General features: G+C 67.8%; 23 protein-coding genes. 17 read left to right on the top strand and 6 right to left on the bottom strand.

The genetic code is table 11. From position 1 onward, the window contains the following. The first annotated feature begins 11 nt into the window (after positions 1-11). The 5 genes from ACYVI5_RS02860 (at position 12) to ACYVI5_RS02840 (ending at position 5,174) form a co-directional block, all read left to right on the top strand. On the top strand, positions 12-1,034 hold the full coding sequence (locus ACYVI5_RS02860; protein ID WP_460578906.1) for a sugar-binding transcriptional regulator: 1,023 nt from the start codon (positions 12-14) through the stop codon (positions 1,032-1,034). Beyond that, complete coding sequence (gene deoC, locus ACYVI5_RS02855) at positions 1,031-2,014, top strand: 2-deoxyribose-5-phosphate aldolase (protein ID WP_460578905.1); 984 nt, start codon at positions 1,031-1,033, stop codon at positions 2,012-2,014. Before ACYVI5_RS02860 ends, deoC begins: the two co-directional genes overlap by 4 nt. A gap of 30 nt (positions 2,015-2,044) precedes the next feature. After that, positions 2,045-3,628 carry an aldehyde dehydrogenase family protein gene (locus ACYVI5_RS02850; protein ID WP_460578904.1) on the top strand — a complete coding sequence of 528 codons (1,584 nt, stop codon included), beginning with the start codon at positions 2,045-2,047 and terminating at the stop codon, positions 3,626-3,628. Next, entirely contained in the window at positions 3,625-4,485 is an 861-nt protein-coding gene (locus ACYVI5_RS02845) for an aldehyde dehydrogenase family protein (RefSeq protein WP_460578903.1), read from the top strand. Before ACYVI5_RS02850 ends, ACYVI5_RS02845 begins: the two co-directional genes overlap by 4 nt. 104 nt (positions 4,486-4,589) lie before the next feature. Then, positions 4,590-5,174 carry an SGNH/GDSL hydrolase family protein gene (locus ACYVI5_RS02840; RefSeq protein ID WP_460578902.1) on the top strand — a complete coding sequence of 195 codons (585 nt, stop codon included), beginning with the start codon at positions 4,590-4,592 and terminating at the stop codon, positions 5,172-5,174. Between the two features lie 61 nt (positions 5,175-5,235). On the opposite strand, the gene ACYVI5_RS02835 is transcribed toward ACYVI5_RS02840, so the two are convergent. Beyond that, the gene (locus ACYVI5_RS02835; protein ID WP_460531572.1) at positions 5,236-5,799 is read right to left on the bottom strand and encodes a macro domain-containing protein; all 564 of its coding nucleotides are present in this window, start codon (positions 5,797-5,799) and stop codon (positions 5,236-5,238) included. Between the two features lie 2 nt (positions 5,800-5,801). Beyond that, complete coding sequence (locus tag ACYVI5_RS02830; protein WP_460531575.1) at positions 5,802-6,080, bottom strand: metal-sensitive transcriptional regulator; 279 nt, start codon at positions 6,078-6,080, stop codon at positions 5,802-5,804. Positions 6,081-6,275: 195 nt separating this feature from the next. Between ACYVI5_RS02830 and ACYVI5_RS02825 the strand changes: the two genes are divergently transcribed. From ACYVI5_RS02825 to ACYVI5_RS02815, 3 genes are all read left to right on the top strand, one after another. Further along, positions 6,276-6,668 (top strand): hypothetical protein, encoded by a 393-nt coding sequence (locus ACYVI5_RS02825; protein ID WP_460531578.1) that lies wholly within the window; start codon positions 6,276-6,278, stop codon positions 6,666-6,668. Positions 6,669-6,863: 195 nt separating this feature from the next. Beyond that, a complete protein-coding gene (locus ACYVI5_RS02820; protein WP_460578901.1) occupies positions 6,864-7,280 on the top strand; it encodes a DUF6804 family protein in 417 nt (138 codons plus the stop codon). A gap of 264 nt (positions 7,281-7,544) precedes the next feature. Beyond that, on the top strand, positions 7,545-9,704 hold the full coding sequence (locus ACYVI5_RS02815) for a DEAD/DEAH box helicase (RefSeq protein WP_460579210.1): 2,160 nt from the start codon (positions 7,545-7,547) through the stop codon (positions 9,702-9,704). 24 nt (positions 9,705-9,728) lie between these two features. Here the strand turns inward: ACYVI5_RS02815 and ACYVI5_RS02810 are convergent, their stop codons facing one another. Further along, the gene (locus ACYVI5_RS02810; protein ID WP_460531584.1) at positions 9,729-9,944 is read right to left on the bottom strand and encodes a hypothetical protein; all 216 of its coding nucleotides are present in this window, start codon (positions 9,942-9,944) and stop codon (positions 9,729-9,731) included. Between the two features lie 116 nt (positions 9,945-10,060). On the opposite strand from ACYVI5_RS02810, the gene ACYVI5_RS02805 reads away from it, so the two are divergent. From ACYVI5_RS02805 to ACYVI5_RS02795, 3 genes are all read left to right on the top strand, one after another. Beyond that, a complete protein-coding gene (locus ACYVI5_RS02805; RefSeq protein ID WP_460578900.1) occupies positions 10,061-10,729 on the top strand; it encodes a CYTH domain-containing protein in 669 nt (222 codons plus the stop codon). Between the two features lie 135 nt (positions 10,730-10,864). Continuing rightward, complete coding sequence (locus ACYVI5_RS02800; protein ID WP_460531590.1) at positions 10,865-11,896, top strand: 6-phosphofructokinase; 1,032 nt, start codon at positions 10,865-10,867, stop codon at positions 11,894-11,896. Positions 11,897-12,139: 243 nt separating this feature from the next. Continuing rightward, positions 12,140-13,801 (top strand): substrate-binding domain-containing protein, encoded by a 1,662-nt coding sequence (locus ACYVI5_RS02795; protein ID WP_460578899.1) that lies wholly within the window; start codon positions 12,140-12,142, stop codon positions 13,799-13,801. Here ACYVI5_RS02795 and ACYVI5_RS02790 read toward each other — a convergent pair. Next, entirely contained in the window at positions 13,789-16,014 is a 2,226-nt protein-coding gene (locus ACYVI5_RS02790; protein WP_460578898.1) for a S9 family peptidase, read from the bottom strand. The two genes, ACYVI5_RS02795 and ACYVI5_RS02790, sit on opposite strands and share 13 nt — an antisense overlap. A 99-nt stretch (positions 16,015-16,113) precedes the next feature. On the opposite strand from ACYVI5_RS02790, the gene ACYVI5_RS02785 reads away from it, so the two are divergent. After that, positions 16,114-16,950 (top strand): aldo/keto reductase, encoded by an 837-nt coding sequence (locus ACYVI5_RS02785; RefSeq protein WP_460578897.1) that lies wholly within the window; start codon positions 16,114-16,116, stop codon positions 16,948-16,950. A 99-nt stretch (positions 16,951-17,049) separates the two neighbouring features. On the opposite strand, the gene ACYVI5_RS02780 is transcribed toward ACYVI5_RS02785, so the two are convergent. After that, complete coding sequence (locus tag ACYVI5_RS02780) at positions 17,050-17,517, bottom strand: Hsp20/alpha crystallin family protein (protein WP_460531601.1); 468 nt, start codon at positions 17,515-17,517, stop codon at positions 17,050-17,052. Between the two features lie 168 nt (positions 17,518-17,685). Between ACYVI5_RS02780 and ACYVI5_RS02775 the strand changes: the two genes are divergently transcribed. The 4 genes from ACYVI5_RS02775 (at position 17,686) to ACYVI5_RS02760 (ending at position 20,620) form a co-directional block, all read left to right on the top strand. Next, the gene (locus ACYVI5_RS02775; protein ID WP_460578896.1) at positions 17,686-18,360 is read left to right on the top strand and encodes a class I SAM-dependent methyltransferase; all 675 of its coding nucleotides are present in this window, start codon (positions 17,686-17,688) and stop codon (positions 18,358-18,360) included. Positions 18,361-18,367: 7 nt separating this feature from the next. Further along, a complete protein-coding gene (locus tag ACYVI5_RS02770) occupies positions 18,368-18,790 on the top strand; it encodes a hypothetical protein (protein WP_460578895.1) in 423 nt (140 codons plus the stop codon). A 304-nt stretch (positions 18,791-19,094) separates the two neighbouring features. Next, positions 19,095-20,285: an inorganic phosphate transporter gene (locus tag ACYVI5_RS02765; protein ID WP_460578894.1), complete on the top strand. Its 1,191-nt coding sequence runs from the start codon at positions 19,095-19,097 to the stop codon at positions 20,283-20,285. After that, a complete protein-coding gene (locus tag ACYVI5_RS02760) occupies positions 20,282-20,620 on the top strand; it encodes a peptidase (protein WP_460531613.1) in 339 nt (112 codons plus the stop codon). The genes ACYVI5_RS02765 and ACYVI5_RS02760 overlap by 4 nt, the downstream gene beginning before the upstream one ends. Before the next feature lie 9 nt (positions 20,621-20,629). Here the strand turns inward: ACYVI5_RS02760 and ACYVI5_RS02755 are convergent, their stop codons facing one another. Continuing rightward, positions 20,630-21,916: a uracil-xanthine permease family protein gene (locus ACYVI5_RS02755; protein ID WP_460531616.1), complete on the bottom strand. Its 1,287-nt coding sequence runs from the start codon at positions 21,914-21,916 to the stop codon at positions 20,630-20,632. Positions 21,917-22,032: 116 nt separating this feature from the next. On the opposite strand from ACYVI5_RS02755, the gene ACYVI5_RS02750 reads away from it, so the two are divergent. Next, positions 22,033-23,469, top strand: a complete 1,437-nt coding sequence (locus tag ACYVI5_RS02750; protein ID WP_460578893.1) for an NCS2 family permease — start codon at positions 22,033-22,035, stop codon at positions 23,467-23,469. Positions 23,470-23,502: the final 33 nt, after the last annotated feature.

Genomic DNA, 23,502 nt, shown 5'->3' with positions numbered 1-23,502 from the left:
TGGAAGACGCTATGAACTCCTCAGATGAACTTCTCGCCGTGCGCGCGGCTGAGCTCTATTACGACGAGGGACGCACGCAGGACGAGATCGGTGCCGCGCTGCACATCACGCGCTGGAAGGTCGGCCGGCTCCTTGCCCAGGCGCGTGCTGCGGGCATCGTGCGCATCGAGATCGTGCATCCCAGGGCTCGGCGCGTGCTCGCCGAGCAGGCGGTGAAGAAACGGTACGGGCTGAAAGACATCGTGGTCGCCTCCTCCGCAGGGGTCTCCTCGCCGGAGGAACTGCAGCGCCGGGTCGCACAGGCCGCCGCCGACTACCTCACCGCCATGCGCCCGGCGCCGCAGACGCTCGGAGTCAGTTGGGGACGCACCATGCACGATGTTGCGGCGTGCCTCCCGCGCGGCTGGGCGCACGGCGTCGGGGTCGTGCAGATCAACGGTGGACTGAGCCTGACGAAATACGGCGACACCGCCTCTGCGACGGCGCTCGTGATCGCGCAGAAGGCAGCCGGTTCCGCGCACGTTCTGCCCATCCCCGCGATCCTCGAGCACACAGCGACCAAGCGCAGCATCGAGCACGACCGTGCCATCGCAGGTGTGCTCGATCGCGCGGCGCACGCCGAGGCGTACCTGTTCAGCGCCGGTGTCGCGGGCCCCGACTCGGCTCTCGTTCACAGCGGATACCTCACCGCGGAGGAGGTGGAGGGACTGGTCTGCAAGGGTGCGGTCGGCGACGTGATCGGGCGCTTCGTCGGCGCGGACGGCAGGCCGGTCGACGCCGAGCTGGACTCTCGTACGGTCGGGCTGTCTCTTGAACGGATCAAGGCGTCCGAGACGGCTATCGCGGTCGTCGCAGGCGAGGGCAAGCACGAGGTGGCCAGGGCGCTCGTCACCAACGGCCTGTGCACGGTGCTCATCACCGACGACCTGACCGCGGCTGCGCTTCTCGATGAGGCGACGGACGAGCGGATGCCCGCCGGCGCGCCCCAGGGCGCGGTACGACAGCAGACGGCAGTGGCGGAGCGTGCATCATGACCTTGGATCTCGCACGCACGGTCGTCGGCTCCGAGCTCAGCGAGCGGAGTCTGCGCGGCTTCGTGCTCGGGCTCCCCGGCGTCGACGCCGTCGGCCTCGAGCAGCGAGCCGCGGCGCTCGCCACCCGCTCGATCAAGACGTCGTCGAAGCGGCGCGCGCTCGACACGATCGTCTCGCTGATCGACCTCACGACTCTGGAGGGCGCCGACACCCCAGGCAAGGTGCGCTCGCTGGTGGCCAAGGCGATCCTCCCCGACCCTGCTGATCCGACGTGTCCGCAGGTTGCTGCGGTGTGCGTGTACGGCGATCTCGTGCCGGTTGCCGTCGAGGCGCTGGGAGCTGCCAACAGGGCAGCAGGAGGCACGATCGGAGTCGCCGCCGTGGCCACCGCCTTCCCGAGCGGCCGGGCGTCGCTGAACGTCAAGCTGGCCGACACCGCCGACGCCGTCGCCGCGGGCGCCGACGAGATCGACATGGTCATCGACAGAGGCGCCTTCCTCTCCGGACGGTACGGCGAGGTGTTCGACGAGATCGTCGCCGTCAAGGAGGCGTGCCGCCGTCCCGACGGCTCCAGCGCGCACCTCAAGGTGATCCTCGAGACCGGCGAGCTCGCCACCTACGACAACGTGCGCCGGGCATCCTGGCTGGCCATCCTCGCCGGTGCGGACTTCATCAAGACGTCCACCGGGAAGGTGTCCCCGGCCGCCACCCTCCCGGTCACGTTGCTGATGCTCGAGGTGGTCCGGGACTGGCACCGGCTCACCGGGGAGACTGTCGGGGTGAAGCCAGCAGGCGGCATCCGTTCGTCGAAGGATGCCCTGCGCTACCTCGTCGCGGTCGCCGAGACCGCTGGCGAGCGCTGGCTCGATCCGCACCTGTTCCGGTTCGGCGCTTCAAGCCTGCTGAACGACGTGCTCCTGCAGCGCCAGAAGCTCGCCACCGGGCACTACTCCGGTGCCGACTACGTGACCATCGACTGAGCCCGGCCCGCAGGAGAGAGCTTTCCGACCATGACCTTCCTCGAATACGCGCCGGCACCCGAGTCGCGCGCGATCCTCGACCTCAAGCCGACTTACGGCCTCTTCATCGACGGCGAGTTCGTCGACGGTCACGGCGACGCCTTCCGCACCATCTCGCCGGCGACGGAGGAGACCATCGCCGAGATCGCCTCGGGCGACGAGCATGACATCGACCTCGCCGTGAAGGCAGCCCGCCGGGCGTACGAGAAGGTGTGGTCGCGCATGAGCGGCGCCGACCGGGGCAAGTACCTGTTCCGCATCGCCCGCATCGTGCAGGAGCGCGCCCGCGAGCTCGCGGTGGCGGAGAGCCTCGACAACGGCAAACCGATCAAAGAGAGCCGCGACGTCGACGTTCCGCTCGTGGCAGCCTGGTTCTTCTACTACGCCGGATGGGCAGACAAGCTCGATCACGCCGGCCTCGGGCCCTCGCCGCGCGCGCTCGGCGTTGCCGGCCAGATCATCCCGTGGAACTTCCCGCTGCTCATGCTCGCGTGGAAGATCGCGCCGGCGCTCGCCGCGGGCAACACGGTCGTGCTCAAGCCCGCCGAGACCACACCGCTGACTGCGCTGCTGTTCGCCGAGATCGTGCAGCAGGCCGGCGTTCCCGCCGGGGTGGTGAACATCGTGACCGGCGCCGGCGAGACCGGCAGGATGCTCGTGAATCACCCCGACGTCGACAAGGTCGCATTCACGGGCTCAACTGCAGTGGGTCGCGAGATCGCGCGTGCGGTCGCGGGCACCGGCAAGAAGGTCACGTTGGAGCTCGGCGGCAAGGCCGCGAACATCGTGTTCGACGACGCACCCATCGACCAGGCGATCGAGGGCATCGTGAACGGCATCTTCTTCAACCAGGGGCATGTGTGCTGTGCGGGTAGCCGCCTGCTCGTTCAGGAGAGCGTGCACGAGGAGGTCGTCGACAGGCTGAAGACGCGCCTGAAAACCCTGCGACTGGGCGATCCGCTCGACAAGAACACCGACATCGGCGCGATCAACTCCGCGGAGCAGCTTGCACGCATCCGGGAGTTGAGCGACGTGGGTGAGACCGAGGGCGCCGAACGCTGGAGCGCGGAGTGCGCCATCCCCGATCGCGGGTTCTGGTTCGCGCCCACGATCTTCGACAAAGTCTCCACCTCGAGCCGCATCGCGCGCGAGGAGATCTTCGGGCCGGTGCTGTCTGTGCTGACGTTCCGCACGCCCGACGAGGCGATCGCCAAGGCGAACAACACGCCGTACGGCCTCTCGGCGGGCATCTGGACCGACAAGGGCAGCCGCATCCTCGCCGTCGCGGATCGGCTGCGCGCCGGCGTGGTGTGGGCGAACACGTTCAACCGGTTCGACCCGGCGTCGCCGTTCGGCGGATACAAGGAATCCGGCTACGGGCGCGAGGGCGGACGCCACGGGCTGGCCGCATACTTGGCGCCGTCTCCGGCGACGCCGAGAAGAGCGGAAGCAGGAGTGGAGCGAGGCATCGCCTCGCGGAGCGGGTCGGGCAGCCTCGAAGACGCGGCGTCTAAGACGGATGCACCCAAGGCGGCCAAACGGGTCGCCGCCCCCAAGAAGGGATCCGCCCGATGACGCGCCTCGCCGTGCCGAAGACCTACAAGCTGTTCATCGGCGGCGCGTTCCCGCGCAGCGAGTCCGGTCGCAGCTACGAGGTGCTGGCCGTCGACGGAACGTTCCTCGCCAATGCCGCGAAGGCATCCAGAAAGGATGCCAGAGACGCCGTCGTCGCGGCTCGCAAGGCGGTCTCCGGCTGGTCGGGGGCTACCGCGTACAACCGAGGGCAGGTGCTCTACCGGGTGGCTGAGCTGCTGGAGGGGCGCCGTGCGCAGTTCGTGGACGAGGTGCAGGCATCCGAGGGGCTCTCGAAGCAGGATGCCGCGGCGCAGGTCGACGAGGCCATCGACACCTGGGTCTGGTACGCCGGCTGGGCGGACAAGTACGCGCAGATCGCGGGCAATGCCAACCCCGTCGCGGGCCCGTTCTTCAACATCTCCGTTCCGGAGCCGACGGGGGTCGTCGCCGCGATCGCTCCGCAGGGCTCGCTCTCGCTGCTCGGGCTCGTCGCCGTGGTCGCGCCGGCCATCGTGACCGGCAACGCGGTCGTCGTGGTGGCCGACGAGCGGCATCCGTTGTCGGCGATCTCGCTCGCGGAGGTGCTGGCGACCAGCGACGTGCCAGGCGGGGTGGTCAATGTGCTCACCGGATCGGCGGCGGAGATTGCGCCGTGGCTGGCCTCTCACGCCGACGTGAACGCCCTGGATCTCACCGGTGCCGGCGACCTGGACTGGGTCGACCTGCAGATCGCCGCGGCGGAGACGCTGAAACGGGTGCTGCCGCCAGCAGGAGGCGAGCCGGAGGCACGCTCGCTGGAGCGGATCACCGCCTTCGTGGAGACGAAGACCGTCTGGCACACCAAGAGCATGCGCTGATCGGCGCTGCGTAGGCGCAAGCAGCCTCCGCGATCGTTCGTCAAGTGGTGGCGCGCGCTCAGGCTCGCAGGCGAAGATGGAGTTCCTGAGGCGTTGGGAGCGACATGTCTGACGAGGTGTCGACCGTGTTCGTGGGTGACAGCATCACGGCCGGCGGCCGGTGGGACGAATGGTTCCCCGGTGAGCGCTCGCGCAACCTCGGCGTCGGCGGCGACACGACGGATGCCGTGCTGGCGCGTCTCGACGAGATCATCGCCCTCGAACCCGACACCGTGGTGCTCCTGATCGGCACGAACGATCTCGCGTGGCGACGATCGGCCGAGCACATCGTGCGCAATATCGAGACGATCCTGGTCTCGCTGCGCAAGGCGCTGCCGAGCGCGCAGTTGCTCGTTCAATCCGTCATGCCGCGCGAGGCCGCGTATGCCGACACGATCAAAGACGTGAACCGTCATCTGTGGCAGTTCGCCTCCACCGTGCGCGCACAGTACCTCGACCTGTGGCCGGCATTGGCTGCGGATGACGGCGGGATCGACCAGCAATACTCCGACGATTCGCTGCATCTCAATGACCGCGGCTACAAGGTATGGGCGGAGGAGTTGCACGTCGCCCTCGAGACGCTGCACCGCGTACCGCCGTCGAGCCGGCCCATCCTCATCCCACGCGAACACGTGCGGCACCGCAGGTAGACGCGTTCCGAATCCGTTCGAGCGGGCCAGTGCCCCTCTCGAGCGCCCGCTGCGGCAGCGTCTATTCGACGACGGAACCGAGTTCGCGGTCGAACGCGGCGAGGGCATCCGGTGAGAACAGCACGAACCGAACCAGTTCGAGTCCCGCCACCTCGCCGGCATGTTCGACACTGGTGCTCACGGCGATCCGGGCGGCGTCGTCCATGGGCCAGCCGTACACACCGGCCGAGATCGCCGGGAATGCGACGGATGCCGAGCCCAGCTCGCCCGCAACCTCGAGTGACCTGGAGTACGCGCTTCGCAGGAGCCCGGTGCGGTCTTCGTGCCGCGACCACACCGGCCCCACTGTGTGGATGACGTACCGCGCCGGCAGACGCCCGGCCGTGGTCGCGACGGCCTCGCCCGTCGGCAGCCCTTCCGGGTAGCGCGTCCGTCTGATCGCGCGGCACTCGTCGAGGATCTCGGGACCTCCCGCGCGGTGGATCGCGCCGTCCACGCCGCCGCCGCCCAGCAACGACGAGTTCGCCGCGTTCACGATCGCGTCGACCCGCTGCTGCGTGATGTCGCCGAGCACGGTCTCGAAGCGCACGTCGTTCACCGAGCGAACGGTGCCGCTGCCTGCCATGGTCATCCTCGGTTGTTGGCGAGCTCGAACACGCGCAGCAGTTCCTCGACCGCGCGTTCACGCTGGTCGCCGCCCGCCTCGAACTGTTCGGCGACGTGGGTTCGCAGATGGTTCTCCACGAGCAGCTTGTTCAGCGAACCGAGGGACTTCTGAATGGCGAGCGACTGGGTGATGATGTCGACGCAGTAGTCCTCGTTCTCGATCATCTTCTCGAGTCCGCGCAACTGGCCGGACAGGATGCGCGTGCGGTGCAGCGCCCGCTTCTTGATGTCCTCGATCACGCTCCCAGGGTAGGCCGTGCCGCCCGAACTCCTGGCTGATCCCGGCGCGAACGGGCAGCCGATGAGAGGGCCGGTCCCCGAAGAGGGGACTGTCTCGGTCTCTCATGCTCTTCCTAGACTGTCGACGGATCCTCACCAGACCCGAAACGCCACCCGAAGGCGTTGCGCCACCCGAAGGCGCGAGGAGGCACCCGCATGCTCAAAAATCTGTCACCGATCGTTTCCGGTGCGCTGCTGCACGCGCTCGACGCCGCCCCGAGCGGCGCGTGGATCGCGATCGTCAGCCCCGGGCACGACGTGCCCGCAGGCATCCGCGTCGGCCAGGAAGCGGTCGAACAGGTCGCGATGGCCGTGCTGGAGGTCACTCCGCTCGACCCGGATGCGCCCATCGTCATCGAAGGCGATAACGAGCTCAGCGACATCTCCTTCGCCGTCGCCGGACTGGCAGCGGATGCCGAAGGTCGCCGTTTCGAGACTCTCCCGGTCTCCGAAACGGCATTCGGCGCGCTGCTTACCGCGAGCCGCGTCACGGTGGTGGTCGACACTGCCGACAGCTTCGGCTTCTTGCTCTGCAAGGGTCGCTGCTGACCGAACCGGCGCGGCCCTGGCCGCACCGCTTCCTTCAGACGCATGGCTCGCGCCCGCGCGGCCCTCGGCGCACCCCGAGAGTGCGAGGCTCAGCCCGCACGCGCCGAGGGCCGCCTCGGCGTGCCTGCGCGAACCGGCTCGGCCGGTCGCACCGTGTCGAGCCCCGGCACACGACGCGCGGGTAAGCTTCAGGCGATGTCGCGCCCCCAGTCCCAGCCAACCCGTGCCCGCCTCGCTCTGCTGCCCGGGCTGATCGCTGCGATCGTCCTCATCGCCGGGCTGGCGCTGATCCACGGTGGCTGGTACATCTGGGTGCTCTATGCGGTCGCGATCCTGGCTCTGATCATGTGCGTCTTCGCCGTGCAGGGAAAGAACTACTGGTGGCTCGCCGGTCTCATTCCCATCGCCATCGTGTTCAACCCGGTATGGCCGCTTTCGATCCCGGATCTCTGGCTGCGACTTCTGCATCTGGCGGGTGCCATCGTCTTCATCGCAGCCGGAGTCTCCATCAAGGTTCCCGTCGACGAGGGCAAGCAGGGTCCCGCCGGTCGTTACGACGGCAAACGCGGAGGCAGAGGCGGGACCGGAAGCGGAAACTCCGGTCGCAAGTGACGGCTCCCGCCGACCCGCGCAGGTCGAAGTGACGCAACGGGCGCGCGTGCCGTAAAATAAGCCAGCGTCGGGGTTCTGACATCCGCTTCAAGTCTCGTCGGCTGCATCGCAGGCGACACTCGGGCTTCACTCGCCTCGCATCGGTCTCGTGGTCATCGTCTTCTCGTGACTCGCGAAGAACCCATGCGGACGGATGCCGCCACCCCGGCAGCCCCACCAGGAGCGGCCCAGGTCTCGCACCGGGCCCTCACGCACAGGAGGATCATGCCGAACACCGGCGATCGCACCGCCCAGGCATCACGCCGTTCCGGCTCCCGTCATTCGAACAACGACGGCCTCATCCCCGTGCTCGCCAGACGCGTGCGCGAGGTCGAGTCGAAGGCCACGACGGGCAAGAAGCTCGGACCGACGAACCGCACCAAATTCCAGGTGATCGCGCTGCTCATGCGCGAGGAACGCGGTCGCGCCAAGTCCGACCCTTCACTGAGCGAGTCGGCGCGCGCCGAGCAGCTGAAGCGCCTCGACGGCATCGCCACCATCCTGGCGAAGACGGCGGCACGCGACACCTCGCTGATCTCGTTGCTCGAGTCCACCGCTCCGCCTAGTCCGGCCGCGCAGAAGATGCGCAGGGACTGGCTGCTGGAGTCCGGCGCCGAACTGGAGCCGGACGACCTGATCATCACCACAGAGGCGCCGAAGCCGAAGCAGGAGGTGTTGCTCTCGCCTGAGCTCGCGCAGAAGCAGGTCATCCCGCAGTCCGTGCGCGCCAAGCAACTCTCCAACCCCTTCCTCGCCCCGGACTTCGCGCTCGCGAGTCAGTCGGCGCCCGCCCCCCGGCGCAGGCTCGATTCCTGGGAGTTGCTCGGCCCGCTCTTCAAATCGTTCGAGTACGGAGCGGGCGGACGTGCGGCCAGCATGGAGCTGCCGCCCGCACCGAAGATCGACAGATACTCGCCCGCTGGCATGGAACTCATGAAGCACCAGGCCCGCTTCGTCGAATCGGTGCGGCAGGGGCACCGCAGCTTCCTGCTCGCCGACGAGCCGGGACTCGGCAAGACCGCGCAATCGGTGCTGGCGGCATCCGTCGCCGGTGCCTACCCGCTGCTGGCCGTCGTACCCAATGTCGTGAAGATGAACTGGGCGCGTGAGGTCGAGCTGTGGACTCCGCACCGCCGCGCGACGGTCATCCACGGCGACGGTGAGGGGCTGGATGCCTTCGCCGACGTCGTCATCGTCAACTACGAGGTGCTCGATCGCCACCTCGCCTGGCTGTCGGAGCTGGGCTTCCGCGGCATGGTCGTCGACGAGGCGCACTTCATCAAGAACCTGCACTCGCAAAGGTCCCGTTACGTGCTGTCACTGGCGGATGCCATCCGGCACACCGTCGCCGACCCCCTCATGATCGCGCTCACCGGAACGCCGCTGATCAACGACATCGACGACTTCCGGGCGATCTGGCAGTTCCTTGGCTGGATCGATGGCACGAAACCCACCGCCGAGCTGATGGAACGACTCGACGAGACCGATCTCACCCCGGCCGATCCCGGCTTCTACACGGCGGCCAGGGAATCGGTGATCGACATGGGCATCGTGCGTCGCAAGAAGATCGACGTGGCCGCCGACCTGCCGTCGCGCCGCGTCGTCGACCTGCCGGTCGAACTGGACGACGATCTCGGCCGCTCCATCAAGGCCGCAGAACGCGAACTGGCCGCACGCCTCGTGCAGCGCTACGGCCGTGCGGAGACCGCCGGCGTGGGGGAGTCGGTCTCCGGCGACGCCGACGAGCGGCGCGAGCACCTCATCCGCATGGTCGCCCATGCCGAGCTCGAGGAGTCGAAGGGCGCGAAGACCGGCGAGAACGTCTTCACCATGGTGCGCAAGATCGGCCAGGCGAAGGCGGCGCTCGCCGCGGACTACGCGGCTCAGCTGGCCCGCTCTGTCGGCAAAGTGGTGTTCTTCGCCAAGCACATCGACGTGATGGATCAGGCGGAAGAGGCGTTCGCGTCACTTCAGCTGCGCAGTGTGTCTATCCGCGGCGACCAGACGGCACTCGCCAGGCAGCGGGAGATCGACGCGTTCAACAACGATCCTGGCGTGTCGGTCGCGGTCTGCTCGCTGACCGCGGCGGGCGTCGGGCTGAACCTGCAGGCGGCATCCAACGTCGTGCTGGCGGAACTCAGCTGGACCGCGGCGGAGCAGACGCAGGCCATCGATCGCGTGCACCGCATCGGTCAGGAGGAGCCCGTGACCGCCTGGCGCATCATCGCAGCGCAGACCATCGACGCGAAGATCGCCGAACTGATCGACTCCAAGCAGTCGCTTGCGCTGCGCGCGCTGGACGCCGTGGACGTCGAGCCCGGATCGGCCGGCTCGGTGCAGCTGGATGCCCTCATCTCGCTGCTGCGGGACGCGCTCGATGCGTAGCGCGTAGCGCGTAGCGCGTATCGCTCAGGCGTCGTCCTCGTCGGGCTCATCGTCGAACACGACGACCCGCTCATCATCCGGAAAGCCCTCGTCGACGTCGTCGTCGATCGGGCGTTCATCCTCGTCTGCCAGCGCTTCCGCCTCGTTGAACTCGGGCTCGTAGTCGCCCTCCTGAGCGGCGGCGAACTCGTCGTAGTCGGGGTCGGAATCCGCAGGCACGGCATCGGCGTGCTCGGTCATGCAGTCAGGTTACGTCCGTGTCCGGCCGCGGCGCACCCTTCGCCGCGTATCGCGCAGACGGACGATCGCCGCAGCCTCGGGCAATCTGCCCGCGACACCTGCGCAAGACTGGGGTGATGAGCAAGCGGCACGGCACCTCCACGATCGAGATCGAGCGCAAGTACGACGTGACAGAGACGGCGGACGTCCCTGCGTTCGTCGGCGTCGGGCCGATCGCCGTGATCGAAGCGCCGGAGGTGCGCGAGCTGGATGCCGTCTACTACGACACCGCCGGCTTCGCGCTCGCGCACGCACGGGTCGCTCTCCGGAGGCGCGAGGGTGGCCCGGACGCGGGCTGGCACATCAAGCGGGACGTCGAAGAGGGCCGTATGGAGCAGCACTGGTCGCTCGCCATCGAATCGGACGAACATCGATCCAGCGGCGCACACGGCGACGGGAGGCCATCCGTGCCTGCTCTGCTGATCGAGGAGGTGGCCGCTCTGATCGGGGATGCCGAGCTGATGCCAGTAGCCAGGGTGCGCAACCACCGGGTGGTCAGCCGGCTTCTGGATGCCGCCGGCTACCCGGTCGCCGAGTACTGCGACGACCACGTGACGGGGGAGAACCTCACGACCGGCGGGCGCGATACGTGGCGCGAGTGGGAGGTGGAGCTCTCCGCCGCCGCACCGGACAGCAGGCGGGCGCGAACCGAGTTGCTCGACGGACTGGAGCAAGTGGTGCTGGCGGCCGGCGGGCATCCGTCGCAGAGCTCCTCGAAGCTGGAACGGGTGCTGAAGGCCCACTGAACCGCCGCGCGTCCCGCCCTCCTCGTTTTGGAGGGGACCGGCGGCATCCGGCATGATCATTGACGTATCGGCCGATACAGCGGCGTATCGACGTGCAAACAGATGTGATCCCTGTGTGTGCGAAAGAGGCGCGTAATGAAGATCGGAATCCTCACGTCAGGCGGCGACTGTCCCGGCCTGAACGCGGTCATCCGCGGTGCAGTGCTGAAGGGCGATCGCGTCTACGGCGACGAGTTCGTCGGGTTCCGGTACGGCTGGCGCGGCGTGGTCGACGCCGACATCGTGCCCCTCGACCGGCACAGCGTGCGCGGTCTCTCCCGCCAGGGCGGGACCATCCTCGGGTCGAGTCGCACCAACCCGTTCGAGGGCGACGGAGGCGGGCCGGAGAAGATCCAGCGGATGCTCGACGAGCACGGCATCGACGCGATCATCGCGATCGGCGGCGAGGGCACACTGACGGCCGCACGCCGCCTCGTCGACGAGGGCGGTCTCAAGGTGATCGGCGTGCCGAAGACCATCGACAACGACCTCGCCGCCACCGACTACTCGTTCGGCTTCGACACCGCGGTCGAGATCGCCACGGAGGCGATCGACCGCCTTCGCACGACGGCCGAGTCCCACCAGCGCTGCATGATCGTGGAGGTCATGGGCAGGCACGTTGGCTGGATCGCCCTGCACTCCGGCATGGCGGGCGGCGCGCACGCCATCCTCATCCCAGAGCAGCCCCAGTCGATCGACCAGATCTGCGAATGGGTCGAGCATGTTCGCGACCGCGGCCGTGCGCCCGTCGTCGTGGTCTCCGAGGGCTTCCACCTGAACACCATGGAAGGCGCGCACTCCCACAAGGGGCTCGACGCTTTCAACCGGCCGCGCCTCGGCGGAATCGGCGAGCTGCTCGCGCCGATGATCGAGGAGCGCACCGGCATCGAGTCCCGCGCCACCGTGATCGGGCACATCCAGCGCGGCGGAGTGCCCAGCGCCTACGACCGAGTGCTGGCCACGCGCCTCGGCATGGCGGCCGTGGATGCGGCACAGACCGGGCAGTGGGGTTCGATGGTGTCGCTGAAGGGCACGGATGTCGAGATCGTGTCGATCGCGGACGCCACCGGCGGCCTGAACACGGTTCCGGACTACCGCTACGAGGAGGCGGCCCTGCTCTTCGGGTAGGTCCTCGACCGAGACTTTCCGTCCGCGAGTTTGCGAGTGAAGCGAACTTATTTCGCGTTCTCGATGGTCGATCCAACAGGTGTTGGCTAGGCTGTCCGCGTACTGCAGCCCTGATGAGGGGGGGTCGATTCGGGCTGTTGCGGAACCCGACCAGGAGCGCCCGTGGGCCGACACAGCAGCAACGAACGACCTCCGAGGGACTCCGGCAAGCGATCCGTCTCGCGCTCTACTGGACCCGTCCCCGTGCAACAGCAGCCGAAGCGGCGCAGCAGGCGCGGAGCCGCGTGGTTCATCGCGGGCGGGGTGGTGCTCGTGCTGATCGTGACCGGATGCGTCGCCTGGACGAAGAATGTCTTCAACCCGATCCTTCCAGCGGCGGCCTGGGCCCAGAGCTGTGATCCGGTCGACCTGCGGGTGGTCGCCGATCCCTCCATCGCGGCCGCTCTCGCGAAGTCGGCGCAGGGTTTCGACGCGACCACTCCGTGCGTGCACACGACCGTCCGTAGCGAGAAGTCGGCCGACACGGCGTCCACGCTCGCCGTCGGGGGAGATGCCAAGGCCGACGTGTGGATCCCAGACTCGCCCGCGTGGGAGCCGCGCATGCAGGTGCTGTCGTGGTCGCTCATCCGCCGGGCGCCGCTCGCCGACTTCGGACCGTCGATCGCCTCGAGTCCGCTCGTGTTCGCGACGCCGTCGGAGAACGCGGATGCCTTCGATGGTCAGAGTCTGCAATGGAGCACCATCGCGGACGGCGATACTCCAGCGCTCCTTCCGGAACCTGCGCAGAACGGTTCCAGCCTGGCCGCGCTCGCGGAGATCAAGGCAACGGCGGACCCAGGCGACGACCTGGCATTCTCGCGAGACATGATCGAACTCGGCAAGACCATCCCGCCTACCGTCGCTGACGCGTTCATTGATGCTGAGAAGGCTCCGACGCCCACCGTGGTCGTGACGACGGAGCAGTCCGTCGTTGCTCAGAATGAGAGCTCGCCCGAGCACCAGTTCTTCGCTCTCTACCCGAAGGACGGCACGGTCAGCGTGTCGTATCCGTTTGTGCGCGTTGCGGGCCCCACGACCGGCGACAAGAACAAGGATGAGTTGATCGACGCGCTCGAGCGGCAGTTCACGACGGATGCGCAGACGCTCGCCCACGCCGGGTTCCGCACCGCGAACGCCGAGTCGGACTTCGCCGCGAAAGGCGTCGTCGCGAACGCGCCGAAGACGCGCCCGGCGCTCGACGGCGGTGCACAGATCGGCCTTCTGCAGAGCTGGTCGGCCATCACGCTGCGCTCCCGCATGCTCGTGGTCGTCGATACGTCGGGTTCGATGGACGAAGATGCCGGCGGGCTGAGCCGAATAGCGGTATTCCAGGACGCCGCGAACAGCATGCTTCAGCTCTTGCCACCGCAGACCGACATGGGTGTCTGGACGTTCTCCACGAACCAGGCCGGCTCTCAGCCGTGGCAGCAGCAGACGCCGATTCTGTCGCTGAACGATCCCGCGCACGCCGCCGACGTGTCGCGCGTGTACGCGTCGCTCTCCGGCATGGTTCGGGGCGACACCGGTCTGTACGACACCGTGCTGGCGGCGGTGAAGGCCGTGCAGAACGGCTACGACCCTCGCATGGTCAACTACGTGCTGGTGGTCACCGACGGCCGCAACGACAACCCGGCGGGCGGGCTCAGCCTGCCTGACCTGCTCGCGCAGTTGAAGGCGCTGCGCAATCCCGCGAAGCCGGTGCCGGTGATCATGGTCGGGATGGGACCGGACACCGACGTATCTGCCATGTCGCAGATCGCGAACGCCACGGTGGGAGCGGTCTATACGGCAGAGCATCCACAAGACATCACGAACGTGCTCGTCGACGCGCTGGCGCAGCGCACCTGTCGCCCCTACTGCTCCTGACTTCGTGGCAACCGAGTCAGCGCAGCTGACTCGGCGCTGGCGTCGCGGCGAAGGCCCACTGGGCCTTCGCTTTCAGCTCCAGCGCGCAGCACATCCAGCAGCCAGGCCAGCTCGAACGCGCGCTCCCGCCACGAGTTGTACCGTCCGCTGACTCCGCCGTGCCCGGCCGACATCTCCGTCTTCAGCAGAACGGGCGCACCCGCTTCGCGTAGGCGCGCGATCCACTTGGCCGGCTCCACGTACAGCACGCGGGTGTCGTTCAGGCTGGTGACGGCGAGGATGCGCGGGTAGGCACGGGCATCCTGCGGAACGTTCTCGTACGGCGTGTACGACTTCATGTACTCGTAGACCGCCGCGTCGTGCAACGGATCGCCCCACTCGTCCCATTCGATCACCGTGAGCGGAAGATCGGGATCGAGGATGCTCGTGAGCGCGTCGACGAACGGCACGGCCGCCAGGATGCCCGCGAACAACTGCGGCGCGAGGTTCGCCACCGCACCCATGAGCAGCCCGCCTGCGCTGCCGCCCTCCGCCACCATCCGGTCGGGAGCCGTCCAGCCGCGCTCCACGAGGTGCTTGGCGCAGGCGACGAAGTCGGTGAAGGTGTTGCGTTTGCGGGTCAGCTTGCCGTCTTCGTACCAGTGCCTGCCGAGCTCGCCGCCGCCGCGCACGTGGGCGATCGCGAATACCACGCCGCGGTCGAGCAGCGACAGCCGTGCGATAGAGACAGACGGGTCGATGCTGTGCTCGTACGACCCGTACCCGTACAACTCGAGAGGGGCAGGGGTGCCTGGGGAGACGAGGTCCCGGCGGTAGACGATCGAGATGGGCACCAGTGTGCCGTCTTCGGCGCGCGCCCATTCGCGGCGCTGCTCGTAGGCATCCGGGTCGTAGCCGCCGAGGACCGGCTGCCTCTTCAGAAGCCGCAGCTCGTCCGAAGCGGCGGCGCCGTCCGGCGTCCAGTCGTACACGGTCGACGGCGTGACCAGCGAACCGTAGCCGAGGCGCACCGTGGGCTGCTCCCACTCCGGGTTTCCCGTCGTGCCCACCGTGTACAGCGGCTCATCGAACTCGAGCTCGCGCAGGTCGCCGTAGCCATCCGCGGTCAGCGGCAGTACCGCGACCCTGGTGAGCGCGTCCCTGCGGTACTCGACGACCACGCGAGAGGCGAAGGCGTCGACCGACTCGAGGCGCACGCCCAGTCGGTGCGGAAGAATGACCTTCCGAGGCCCGAGCGGGTCGGATGCCGCGACATCCACCAGCTCGAAGTCCTCTGCACCGTCGTTGTGCACGATGAGCAGCCGGTCCTCACCGGCGACGACGGCGTGCTCGACCGAGTACTCGACGCCTTCGCGCCTCGGCCACACCACCGTGGGGGCGGCGGTCGGATCGGCGGCCGGGATCAGCCGCGACTCGCTCGTGATGGATGAGCCGATACCTACTTCGATGTAGCCGCGACTGCGTGTGACGCCGATGCCGACCCAGAATCGCTCGTCCTTCTCGTGGTGCACCACGACGTCGGCGGAAGGCTCCGTTCCCAGGGCGTGACGCCAGATGGTGTCGGGGCGCCACGCATCGTCGACGGTCGCGTAGAACGCGTGCCGGCCGTCGGGGGAGAGCACGGCGCCGGCCGACGTGTTCGGCACCTCGTCGCCGAGCTCACCGCCGTTCACGAGGTCGCGCACGCGAAGCGTGTACCGCTCGTCGCCGACGGTGTCCACGGCGTACAGCAGCATCGTGCCGTCGGTGCTGACGTCGAACGTGCCCAGCCGGAAGAAGTCGTGGCCCTCCGCCTCAGCGTTCGCGTCGAAGAGCACTTGTTCGCCGGCCAGCGCCGGAGTGCCGGCGTCGACGTCGGCCACAGTGGGAGGCGTCCAGTCGTCGTCGGTGGCGATCGGTGCGCGGCACTGCACGCCGTACTGACTGCCCTCGAACGAGCGGGAGTAGTACCACCAGCGGCCCTCGCGCACCGGAACGGAGAGGTCGGTCTCCTGAGTGCGCGACCTGATCTCCTCGAAGATCCGCTTGCGCAACGGTTCCAGGTGCGCCGTCCTTGCCTCGGTGAACGCGTTCTCCGCCTCCAGGTGCGCGATCACCTCTGGGTCGTCCTTGTCCCGCAACCACTCGTATGGGTCTTCGACCGAGTCTCCGTGGTGTGTGCGGGTGAACGGGACCCGCTTGGCGGCGGGAGCGGCGATATCGAGATCGGGCATGGCATCCACGCTATCCGCAAGACGCGCGATGCCGCCGACGGCGACCACGGGTCGTCGATGGCAGCCTCGGCGCGGTGGAGTGTCGGTAGCGTTGCCTGCATGAGCATTCCGCAGCGCGTGTTGAACGATGGAACGAGCATCCCGGCGATCGGCTTCGGAACGTATCCGTTGCGCGGCGAGACGGGCGAGAAGGCGGTGGTGTCGGCGATCGAGGCCGGCTATCGGCTGCTGGACACGGCCGTGAACTACGAGAACGAGGATGCCGTCGGGCGCGGCATGCGGGCATCAGGGCTCGAGCGCGCCCAGCTCATCGTGCAGACCAAGATCCCCGGCAGGCACCATGGGTACGACGAGACGATGGCCTCGTTCGAGCAGTCCCGGCGCGCTCTGGACGTCGAGAAGATCGATGTATACCTGATCCACTGGCCGAACCCGAGCGTCGACCGCTATGTCGACACGTTCAAGGCGATGATCGAACTGCGCGACCGCGGGCTCGTGCGAACGATCGGGGTCTCCAACTTCACAGAGGAGTTCCTCACCAGGCTGCAGCGCGAGACCGGAGAGCTGCCCGCGGTGAACCAGATCGAGTTGCACCCGTACTTCCCGCAGGAGCGGCTGCGAGCGTTCCACGACGAGCACGGCGTCGTGACCGAGGCGTGGAGTCCGCTCGGCAAGAACTCGCCGGTACTGAAAGAACAGGCGATCGTGGACGCCGCCGCCTCTCACGGTGTCACTCCGGCTCAGGTCGTACTGCGCTGGCACGTTCAGCTCGGATCGGTGCCGCTGCCGAAGTCGGGCAATGCCGAGCGTCAGCACGAGAACTTCGACATCTTCGGCTTCGAGCTGACCAACGACGAGGTCGCGGCGATCACCGCGCTCGGCAGGTCGGACGGCCGGCTGTTCGGAGGCGACCCGAACCACCACGAGGAGCAGTAGCCGCAGCAAGCTGAGACGTACGAAGGCGGGGCCGGGGGATGAGTCCCCGGCCCCGCCTTCGTGCCAGATCTCAGCGCACGCGTGCGGTGCGCACGACGTTCACGCGTCGATCGGCTTCTCGTGCTTCTCCTCGACCGTCACCGTCGGGTGGTCGCCTTCGCCCGTGGCGGCGCCGCTGGTCACGGCGATCTTGCGAGGCTTCGCCTTCTCGCTGACCGGGATCGTCACGCTGAGCACGCCGTTCACGTAGTTCGCGGAGATGCGGTCGGTGTCGAGGCCCTGGCCCAGGCTCAACTGGCGCAGGAACGAGCCGGACTGGCGCTCGCGCGTGATCCACTTCACGCCCTCACCGCTCGACAGCGTGCGCTCGGCGCGGATCGTCAGCAGCTGGCCGTCGACGTCGATGTCCACCGAGCCGGGGTCGATGCCGGGCAGGTCGGCGTTCAGCACGTAGGTGTCGCCGTCGCGGTACAGGTCCATCGGCATCAGCCGCGGCCCCTGCCCGCCGCCGAACATGGCGCCGGCCAGTCGGTCGAGTTCGCGGAACGGGTCGTAGTTGGTTGCCATCTCTACTCCTCCATGGGTCGATCCACGATGGTTTCAAAGTTGAGCCGCTTAGGCTCAACTACGGTCAGATTAGCACTCTGCAGTGGAGAGTGCCAACGGTGAGTTCTTCCCGCCGCGTCTGCTCTGGGCGAACGCGGGTGAGGCACCGGCCGGGACCACAATGGAGGGATGCGCGCAGCCGAGAGCCCCGAAGAGATCGCACGCCGCTTCGACGAGCGTGCGGGCCACTACGACGAGTCCGAGTTCCACACGGCTCTCGCCGAGGCGGTCGCTCAGTTCGCCGGAACCGACGGTGTGCGCAGCGTGCTCGACATGGCGACCGGCACCGGGCTCGTTCTGCGGGCGTTGCCGGAGGCGGGCATCCGCAAGGTCGGTGTCGACCTGTCTCGCGGCATGCTCGAGATCGCCCGTGAGCACCTGCCCGGCGCGCAACTGATCGAGGGCGACGCCTCGATCGCGCCCGACGTCGGCGGAGAGCAGTTCGATCTGATCACGTGTGTCACCGCGCTGCACCTGCTGCCCAGCCCGGTGGATGCGCTGCGATCATGGCGCAACGCGCTCGCGCCGGATGGGCGTGTCGTGGTGGGGGTGTTCCGCACGGGCGACGTGCGCGATGTGCCCGAGGTCGCCGAGGCGGTGAGCCGCGGCGCCGAGCGGCGCCCGCACGGCACGCACGACGAGCTGCACGCACGGGTCGGCACCGAGGAGGCGCTGAGAGTGCTGGCAGCCGAATCGGGATACGAACTCGGGAGGGTGCGCACCTGGGTGCTGCCTGAGCCGCTCGAGGTGTGCCTGCTCGCAGAGCTCGTCCCGGCACGCCCACTCGGTGCCCGCGACGCATAATGGCGGGATGATCACGACCGAGTTGGCACGCGAGCTGCGAGACCACGGACTGGTGTGGCATCCGGCATCCGGCGACGTCTTCGCCATCGACTCGGGCGAGTTCGACGGCGAGACGTTCACCGTGAGCGACATGACGATCGAGGCACATGAGTTCGACACCGGCACGATCCTCGGCTTCAACGGCACGACGGAGTGGGCGCTCGACTCGGTCGCGGTCGAGAACGCGGTGTGGCTGCCGCGTGAGGATCAGCTCCGTGGTCTCCTCGGCGGCACGTTCGTGGCGCTGAACCGCACGGATGCCGGTGACTACGTCGTCGAGACCGCTCGCGACGGCGCGCACACACGTTTCGCTGCGGCGGAGGCAGAGACGGCGTACGCACACGCGGTGCTCGCCCTCATCGCACAGGCGACGGCGGACGCTGCGACCTGATCGGGCGGGCGCTCAGGCGTCCGCGAGCGCCGCGGGCGTGATTCCCGCCACAGGGCGCATACGGTCATCGCCATCGTGATGACGAGTTCGGGGAGCACGTTCTGCAGCACCTCTCGCAGCACCGGCGATCGCGGTGATATCCGCGGGCTCCCCTCGTCGAGTTGACCGTGCCACCGCCACATGTGACGATCGACGTGGTCCTTAACGCACGGTGCACCACGGATGAACGTCGCCGTTGCGCCGCCTCCGGCTCGCCGGGGAAGCGGGAGGCCGTGCCCGTGCCCGCTATTCGAGAAAGACGTCGGTGGACCTCACCCTGATCGTCGTGCTGGTGATCGCGCTGGCACTCTTCTTCGATTTCACCAACGGCTTCCACGACACGGCGAACGCCATGGCGACGCCGATCGCGACCGGCGCGATGCGGCCGAAGATCGCGGTCGCGCTCGCCGCCGTGCTCAACCTGGTGGGGGCGTTCCTCTCCACGGCGGTGGCGAAGACCATCTCGAACGGCCTCATCAACGAGGGCCACGGCGGTGTTCTGATCACACCGACGATGATTTTCGCCGGGCTCGTCGGCGCCATCATCTGGAATCTCGTCACCTGGCTCTACGGCCTTCCCTCCAGCTCCAGCCACGCACTCTTCGGCGGACTGATCGGTGCCGCGATCGTCGGCGCCGGTTTCGGGTCGGTCGACTACGTCGTGCTGCTCGACAAGGTCATCCTGCCGGCCGTGCTTTCCCCGATCATCGCGGGCCTCGTGGCTTTTTGCGCCACCCGGTTGGCCTATGCGATCACGCGCCGGTACGACCGTCTGCCCGACGGTCGCGCCGGGTTCCGGTTCGGCCAGATCTTCTCGTCGTCGCTCGTGGCGCTCGCCCACGGCACCAACGACGCACAGAAGACGATGGGCGTCATCACGCTCGTGCTCATCTCGGCGGGTGCGCTCGCGCCGGGTTCGAATCCTCCCGTGCTCGTCATCGCGGCCTGTGCGCTGGCCATCGGCGTCGGCACCTACACCGGCGGATGGCGCATCATCCGCACCCTGGGCAAGGGCCTCACGGATGTGAAGCCGGCGCAGGGCTTCGCGGCGGAGACCAGCACCGCGGCGACCATCCTCGCCTCCTCGCACCTCGGGTTCGCGCTCTCGACTACACAGGTGGCATCCGGATCGGTGATCGGATCCGGCCTCGGCAGAAGGGGCTCCAGCGTGCGGTGGGGCACGGCCGGGCGTATCGGTCTCGGCTGGCTCATGACGCTGCCCGCCGCGGCCGTCGTCGGCGCGATCACGGCGCTCATCGGACTGCTCGGGTTCGTCGGAGTGGTGATCGATCTCATCATCGCGGTCGGCGTGATCGTGCTGATCTTCGCGATCTCCAAGCGCAATCGGGTGTCCGCGCGCAACGCGTTCGAGGGCGTCAACGAGGTGGCCGAGTCCGGACGCGTCGTCAAGATCCGCAAGGTCAAGCCGAAGAAGCCGAAACGGAGCGCAGCATGAGCGGCATCGACTGGATCTCGTTCGTGATCGTCGCCGCTGTGGCGCTGGTCGCTGCGTGCGTCGTCATCTCGCTATATGCGCTGGCGCTGAGGATGCTCTCCACGGCGGGCAAGGCGCCACACGTCACCCCGGCTGAGTTCACGGACGCGATCACGATCGTCACCCCGGCCGAGGCCGCAGCGGAGGCGAAGCGCATCAAGAAGGCCGCGTCGCGCAGCCCGCTCACGCCGCTGCAGAAGCGTCTCGCGCTTATCGTGGCCTACACGTGCTTCGTGCTGTGCGCCCTGGTCGTGCTGTTCGGCATCTATCTGATCGTCCCCGCCCTGCATAGCTGAATACGCACCTCAGTCGGTGCGGCGCGCGCGCCCGATCGCGTTCATCAGGTGGTAGATCACGATCGCTGCGACCGTTCCGAGCACGATGCCGCTCAGCTGGATGCCGCCCTTCGGGTTGCCGATCACCCAGGTGAGGTTGCCGACGCCGATCACCAGAGCGACAGCCGCGGCGAACTGGTTCTTCGGTTTAGAGAAGTCCACCCGGTTGTCGATCCAGATCTTGATGCCGACGACGCCGATGAGCCCGTACAGCGCGAGCGTTGCGCCCCCGAGCACGCCGGACGGGATCGTGTTCAGCACCGCTCCGACCTTCGGCGACAGCCCGAGCAGCACGGCGACCGCACCTGCCACCCAGTACGCCGCCGTCGAGTACACCTTGGTGGCGGCCATCACGCCGATGTTCTCGCCGTAGGTCGTGGTTCCGGATCCGCCGAAGAGTCCGGCGAGTGTGGTGGCGAGTCCGTCGGCGAACAGGGCCCGTCCGGTGAGCACGTTCACGTCGCGGCCGGTCATCTGGGCGACCGCCCTGATGTGTCCGACGTTCTCCGCGATCAGCACGAGCACGACCGGGAGGAAGACCGGCAGCAGCGCCCAGAGTGAGGCATCCGCGAACGGATTCCCCGGCAGCGCGAACGTCGGCAGGCCGACCCAGGCGGCCTTCGCCACCGGCGAGAAGTCGACGACGCCGAGCAGTACGGCGGCGAGGTAGCCGATCACCACGCCGACGAAGATCGACATGCGGCCGAGCATCCCGCGGAACAGCACAGTGCACAGGATGATCGCGGCCAGCGTGATGATCGCCACCAGCGGCGACGTGCTGAAGTTCGAGACCGCCGTCGGTGCGAGATTGAACCCGATGAGGGCGACGATGGCGCCGGCCACCACGGGGGGCATGAGCGCGTCGATCCAGCCGGTGCCGGTGAGCACGACCACGCCGCCGACGATGGCGAGCAGGATGCCGACCGCCAGGATCCCGAACAGCGCGCCGCCCATGCCGTGGCCCGCGGTGGCCGCGGTGATCGGTGCGATGAAGGCGAACGACGATCCGAGGTAGCTGGGCAGCCTGTTCCGGGTGATGAGCAGGAACCCGATGGTGCCGATGCCCGAGAACAGAAGCGTCGTAGAGGGCGGGAAGTGGGTGAGCAGCGGAACGAGGAACGTCGCTCCGAACATGGCGACGACGTGCTGCGCGCCGATGCCGATCGTGCGCGGCCAGCTGAGCCGTTCATCCGGTGCCACGACCGTGTCGGGGCGGATAGTCTTGCCATCGCCGTGCAGGGTCCATAGGGTCGCCATCTGGCCTCATCTCGTCGCTTGATCACCTGGCGGTCGCCTGACAATATCGTCTCGGCGCAACTCGTTCACCCCTCCGCGTCAACCCCCTTCCTCTGCCCGATCGGAAAGAGCCCCCCATGTCCGGAACCGCGACCAAGACCGAACCCCAGGCTCCCGGTCGTCTCAATTCGTTCTTCGAGATCTCGAAGCGCGGGTCGACGTGGTGGCAGGAGGTGCGCGGCGGCGTCGTCACGTTCGTGACGATGGCGTACATCATCGTGCTGAACCCGATCATCCTGTCGGGCAGCAAAGACGTGGCGCACCACTCGCTCGCGTTCCCGCAGGTGGCTGCAGTGACGGCGCTCACCGCCGGAGTGATGACGATCCTGTTCGGCCTGATCGCCCGGCTCCCGTTCGCGTTCGCCGCCGGGCTCGGTATCAACTCGTTCCTCGCGGTCAGTGTCGTCGGTCAGGTGACCTGGCCGGAGGCGATGGGGCTCGTGGTGATCGACGGCGTGATCATCGTCATTCTTTCGGCCACCGGGCTGCGGCGGCTCATCTTCGACGCCGTGCCCTACTCGCTGAAGATCGCCATCACCGTCGGCATCGGCCTCTTCATCGCGTTCATCGGCCTGGTGGATGCCGGTTTCGTCACCACCACGAAGCTGAACTCCCCGCCGATCGGCCTCGGCCTGAACGGCTCCGTTGCCACCATTCCGACCCTCGTGTTCGTGCTCACGCTGCTGATCACGGGCATCCTCGTCGCCCGCAAGGTGAAGGGCGCGATCCTCATCGGACTCGTCTCGGGCACCATCCTCGCCGTGATCGCTCAGTTGATCTGGCACCTCGGCGCCCAGCCGAAGGATGCCACAGGCTGGAACCTCAACATCCCCGAGGTGACGAACTGGGTCTCGTTGCCCGACTTCGGCCTGGTCGGACAGGTGAGCTTCGATTTCGGCAAGCTCGGCGTGCTCACCGCAGTGATGCTGGTGTTCACGCTCGTCTTCAGCAACTTCTTCGATGCCATGGGCACCATGACCGGACTCTCCAAAGAAGCGGGGCTCGCCAACGCGGACGGCACCTTCCCGCGACTGCGCAGCGCGCTGATCGTCGAGGGTGTCGGCGCCGTCGCGGGCGGCCTCACCTCCAGCTCGTCGAACACGGTGTTCATCGAGTCCGGGGCGGGTATCGGTGAAGGAGCGCGCACCGGGTTCGCCAACGTGATCACGGGCGGATTGTTCCTGCTCGCCATGTTCTTCACCCCGATCGCCCAGATCGTGCCGTCCGAGGTCGCCGCCGCGGCGCTGGTCATCGTCGGCGCGCTCATGATGTCGCAGATCAAGAGCATCGATCTGACCGACTTCTCGGTGCTGCTGCCGGTCTTCCTCACCGTGATCGTGATGCCACTGACGTACTCGATCGCCAACGGGATCGGTGCCGGGTTCATCGCCTGGGTCGTCGTGCAGGCGTTCTCCGGCAAGGTGCGCTCGATCAGCCCGTTGCTGTGGATCGTCGCCGCCGGGTTCGCCATCTACTTCGCCCGTGGCCCCATCGAGGCGCTGTTCCCGCACTGATGCTGAACTTGGTCAGCTGACCAGCATTAGCAT

The sequence above is a fragment of the Humibacter ginsengisoli genome, from assembly GCF_054780095.1.
This window is presented reverse-complemented; position numbering and strand designations above follow the sequence as displayed.

Excerpts from the sequence above, each read along its gene's own strand:
- ACYVI5_RS02755 (WP_460531616.1), bottom strand. The coding sequence starts at position 21,916 with ATGGCGACCCTATGGACCCTGCACGGCGATGGCAAGACTATCCGCCCC.
- ACYVI5_RS02805 (WP_460578900.1), top strand. The coding sequence starts at position 10,061 with ATGAGCAAGCGGCACGGCACCTCCACGATCGAGATCGAGCGCAAGTAC.
- ACYVI5_RS02775 (WP_460578896.1), top strand. The coding sequence starts at position 17,686 with ATGCGCGCAGCCGAGAGCCCCGAAGAGATCGCACGCCGCTTCGACGAG.
- ACYVI5_RS02850 (WP_460578904.1), top strand. The coding sequence starts at position 2,045 with ATGACCTTCCTCGAATACGCGCCGGCACCCGAGTCGCGCGCGATCCTC.
- ACYVI5_RS02835 (WP_460531572.1), bottom strand. The coding sequence starts at position 5,799 with ATGGCAGGCAGCGGCACCGTTCGCTCGGTGAACGACGTGCGCTTCGAG.
- deoC (WP_460578905.1), top strand. The coding sequence starts at position 1,031 with ATGACCTTGGATCTCGCACGCACGGTCGTCGGCTCCGAGCTCAGCGAG.
- ACYVI5_RS02845 (WP_460578903.1), top strand. The coding sequence starts at position 3,625 with ATGACGCGCCTCGCCGTGCCGAAGACCTACAAGCTGTTCATCGGCGGC.
- ACYVI5_RS02750 (WP_460578893.1), top strand. The coding sequence starts at position 22,033 with ATGTCCGGAACCGCGACCAAGACCGAACCCCAGGCTCCCGGTCGTCTC.
- ACYVI5_RS02790 (WP_460578898.1), bottom strand. The coding sequence starts at position 16,014 with ATGCCCGATCTCGATATCGCCGCTCCCGCCGCCAAGCGGGTCCCGTTC.
- ACYVI5_RS02780 (WP_460531601.1), bottom strand. The coding sequence starts at position 17,517 with ATGGCAACCAACTACGACCCGTTCCGCGAACTCGACCGACTGGCCGGC.
- ACYVI5_RS02815 (WP_460579210.1), top strand. The coding sequence starts at position 7,545 with ATGCCGAACACCGGCGATCGCACCGCCCAGGCATCACGCCGTTCCGGC.
- ACYVI5_RS02810 (WP_460531584.1), bottom strand. The coding sequence starts at position 9,944 with ATGACCGAGCACGCCGATGCCGTGCCTGCGGATTCCGACCCCGACTAC.
- ACYVI5_RS02760 (WP_460531613.1), top strand. The coding sequence starts at position 20,282 with ATGAGCGGCATCGACTGGATCTCGTTCGTGATCGTCGCCGCTGTGGCG.
- ACYVI5_RS02860 (WP_460578906.1), top strand. The coding sequence starts at position 12 with ATGAACTCCTCAGATGAACTTCTCGCCGTGCGCGCGGCTGAGCTCTAT.
- ACYVI5_RS02785 (WP_460578897.1), top strand. The coding sequence starts at position 16,114 with ATGAGCATTCCGCAGCGCGTGTTGAACGATGGAACGAGCATCCCGGCG.
- ACYVI5_RS02825 (WP_460531578.1), top strand. The coding sequence starts at position 6,276 with ATGCTCAAAAATCTGTCACCGATCGTTTCCGGTGCGCTGCTGCACGCG.
- ACYVI5_RS02840 (WP_460578902.1), top strand. The coding sequence starts at position 4,590 with ATGTCTGACGAGGTGTCGACCGTGTTCGTGGGTGACAGCATCACGGCC.
- ACYVI5_RS02820 (WP_460578901.1), top strand. The coding sequence starts at position 6,864 with ATGTCGCGCCCCCAGTCCCAGCCAACCCGTGCCCGCCTCGCTCTGCTG.
- ACYVI5_RS02770 (WP_460578895.1), top strand. The coding sequence starts at position 18,368 with ATGATCACGACCGAGTTGGCACGCGAGCTGCGAGACCACGGACTGGTG.
- ACYVI5_RS02800 (WP_460531590.1), top strand. The coding sequence starts at position 10,865 with ATGAAGATCGGAATCCTCACGTCAGGCGGCGACTGTCCCGGCCTGAAC.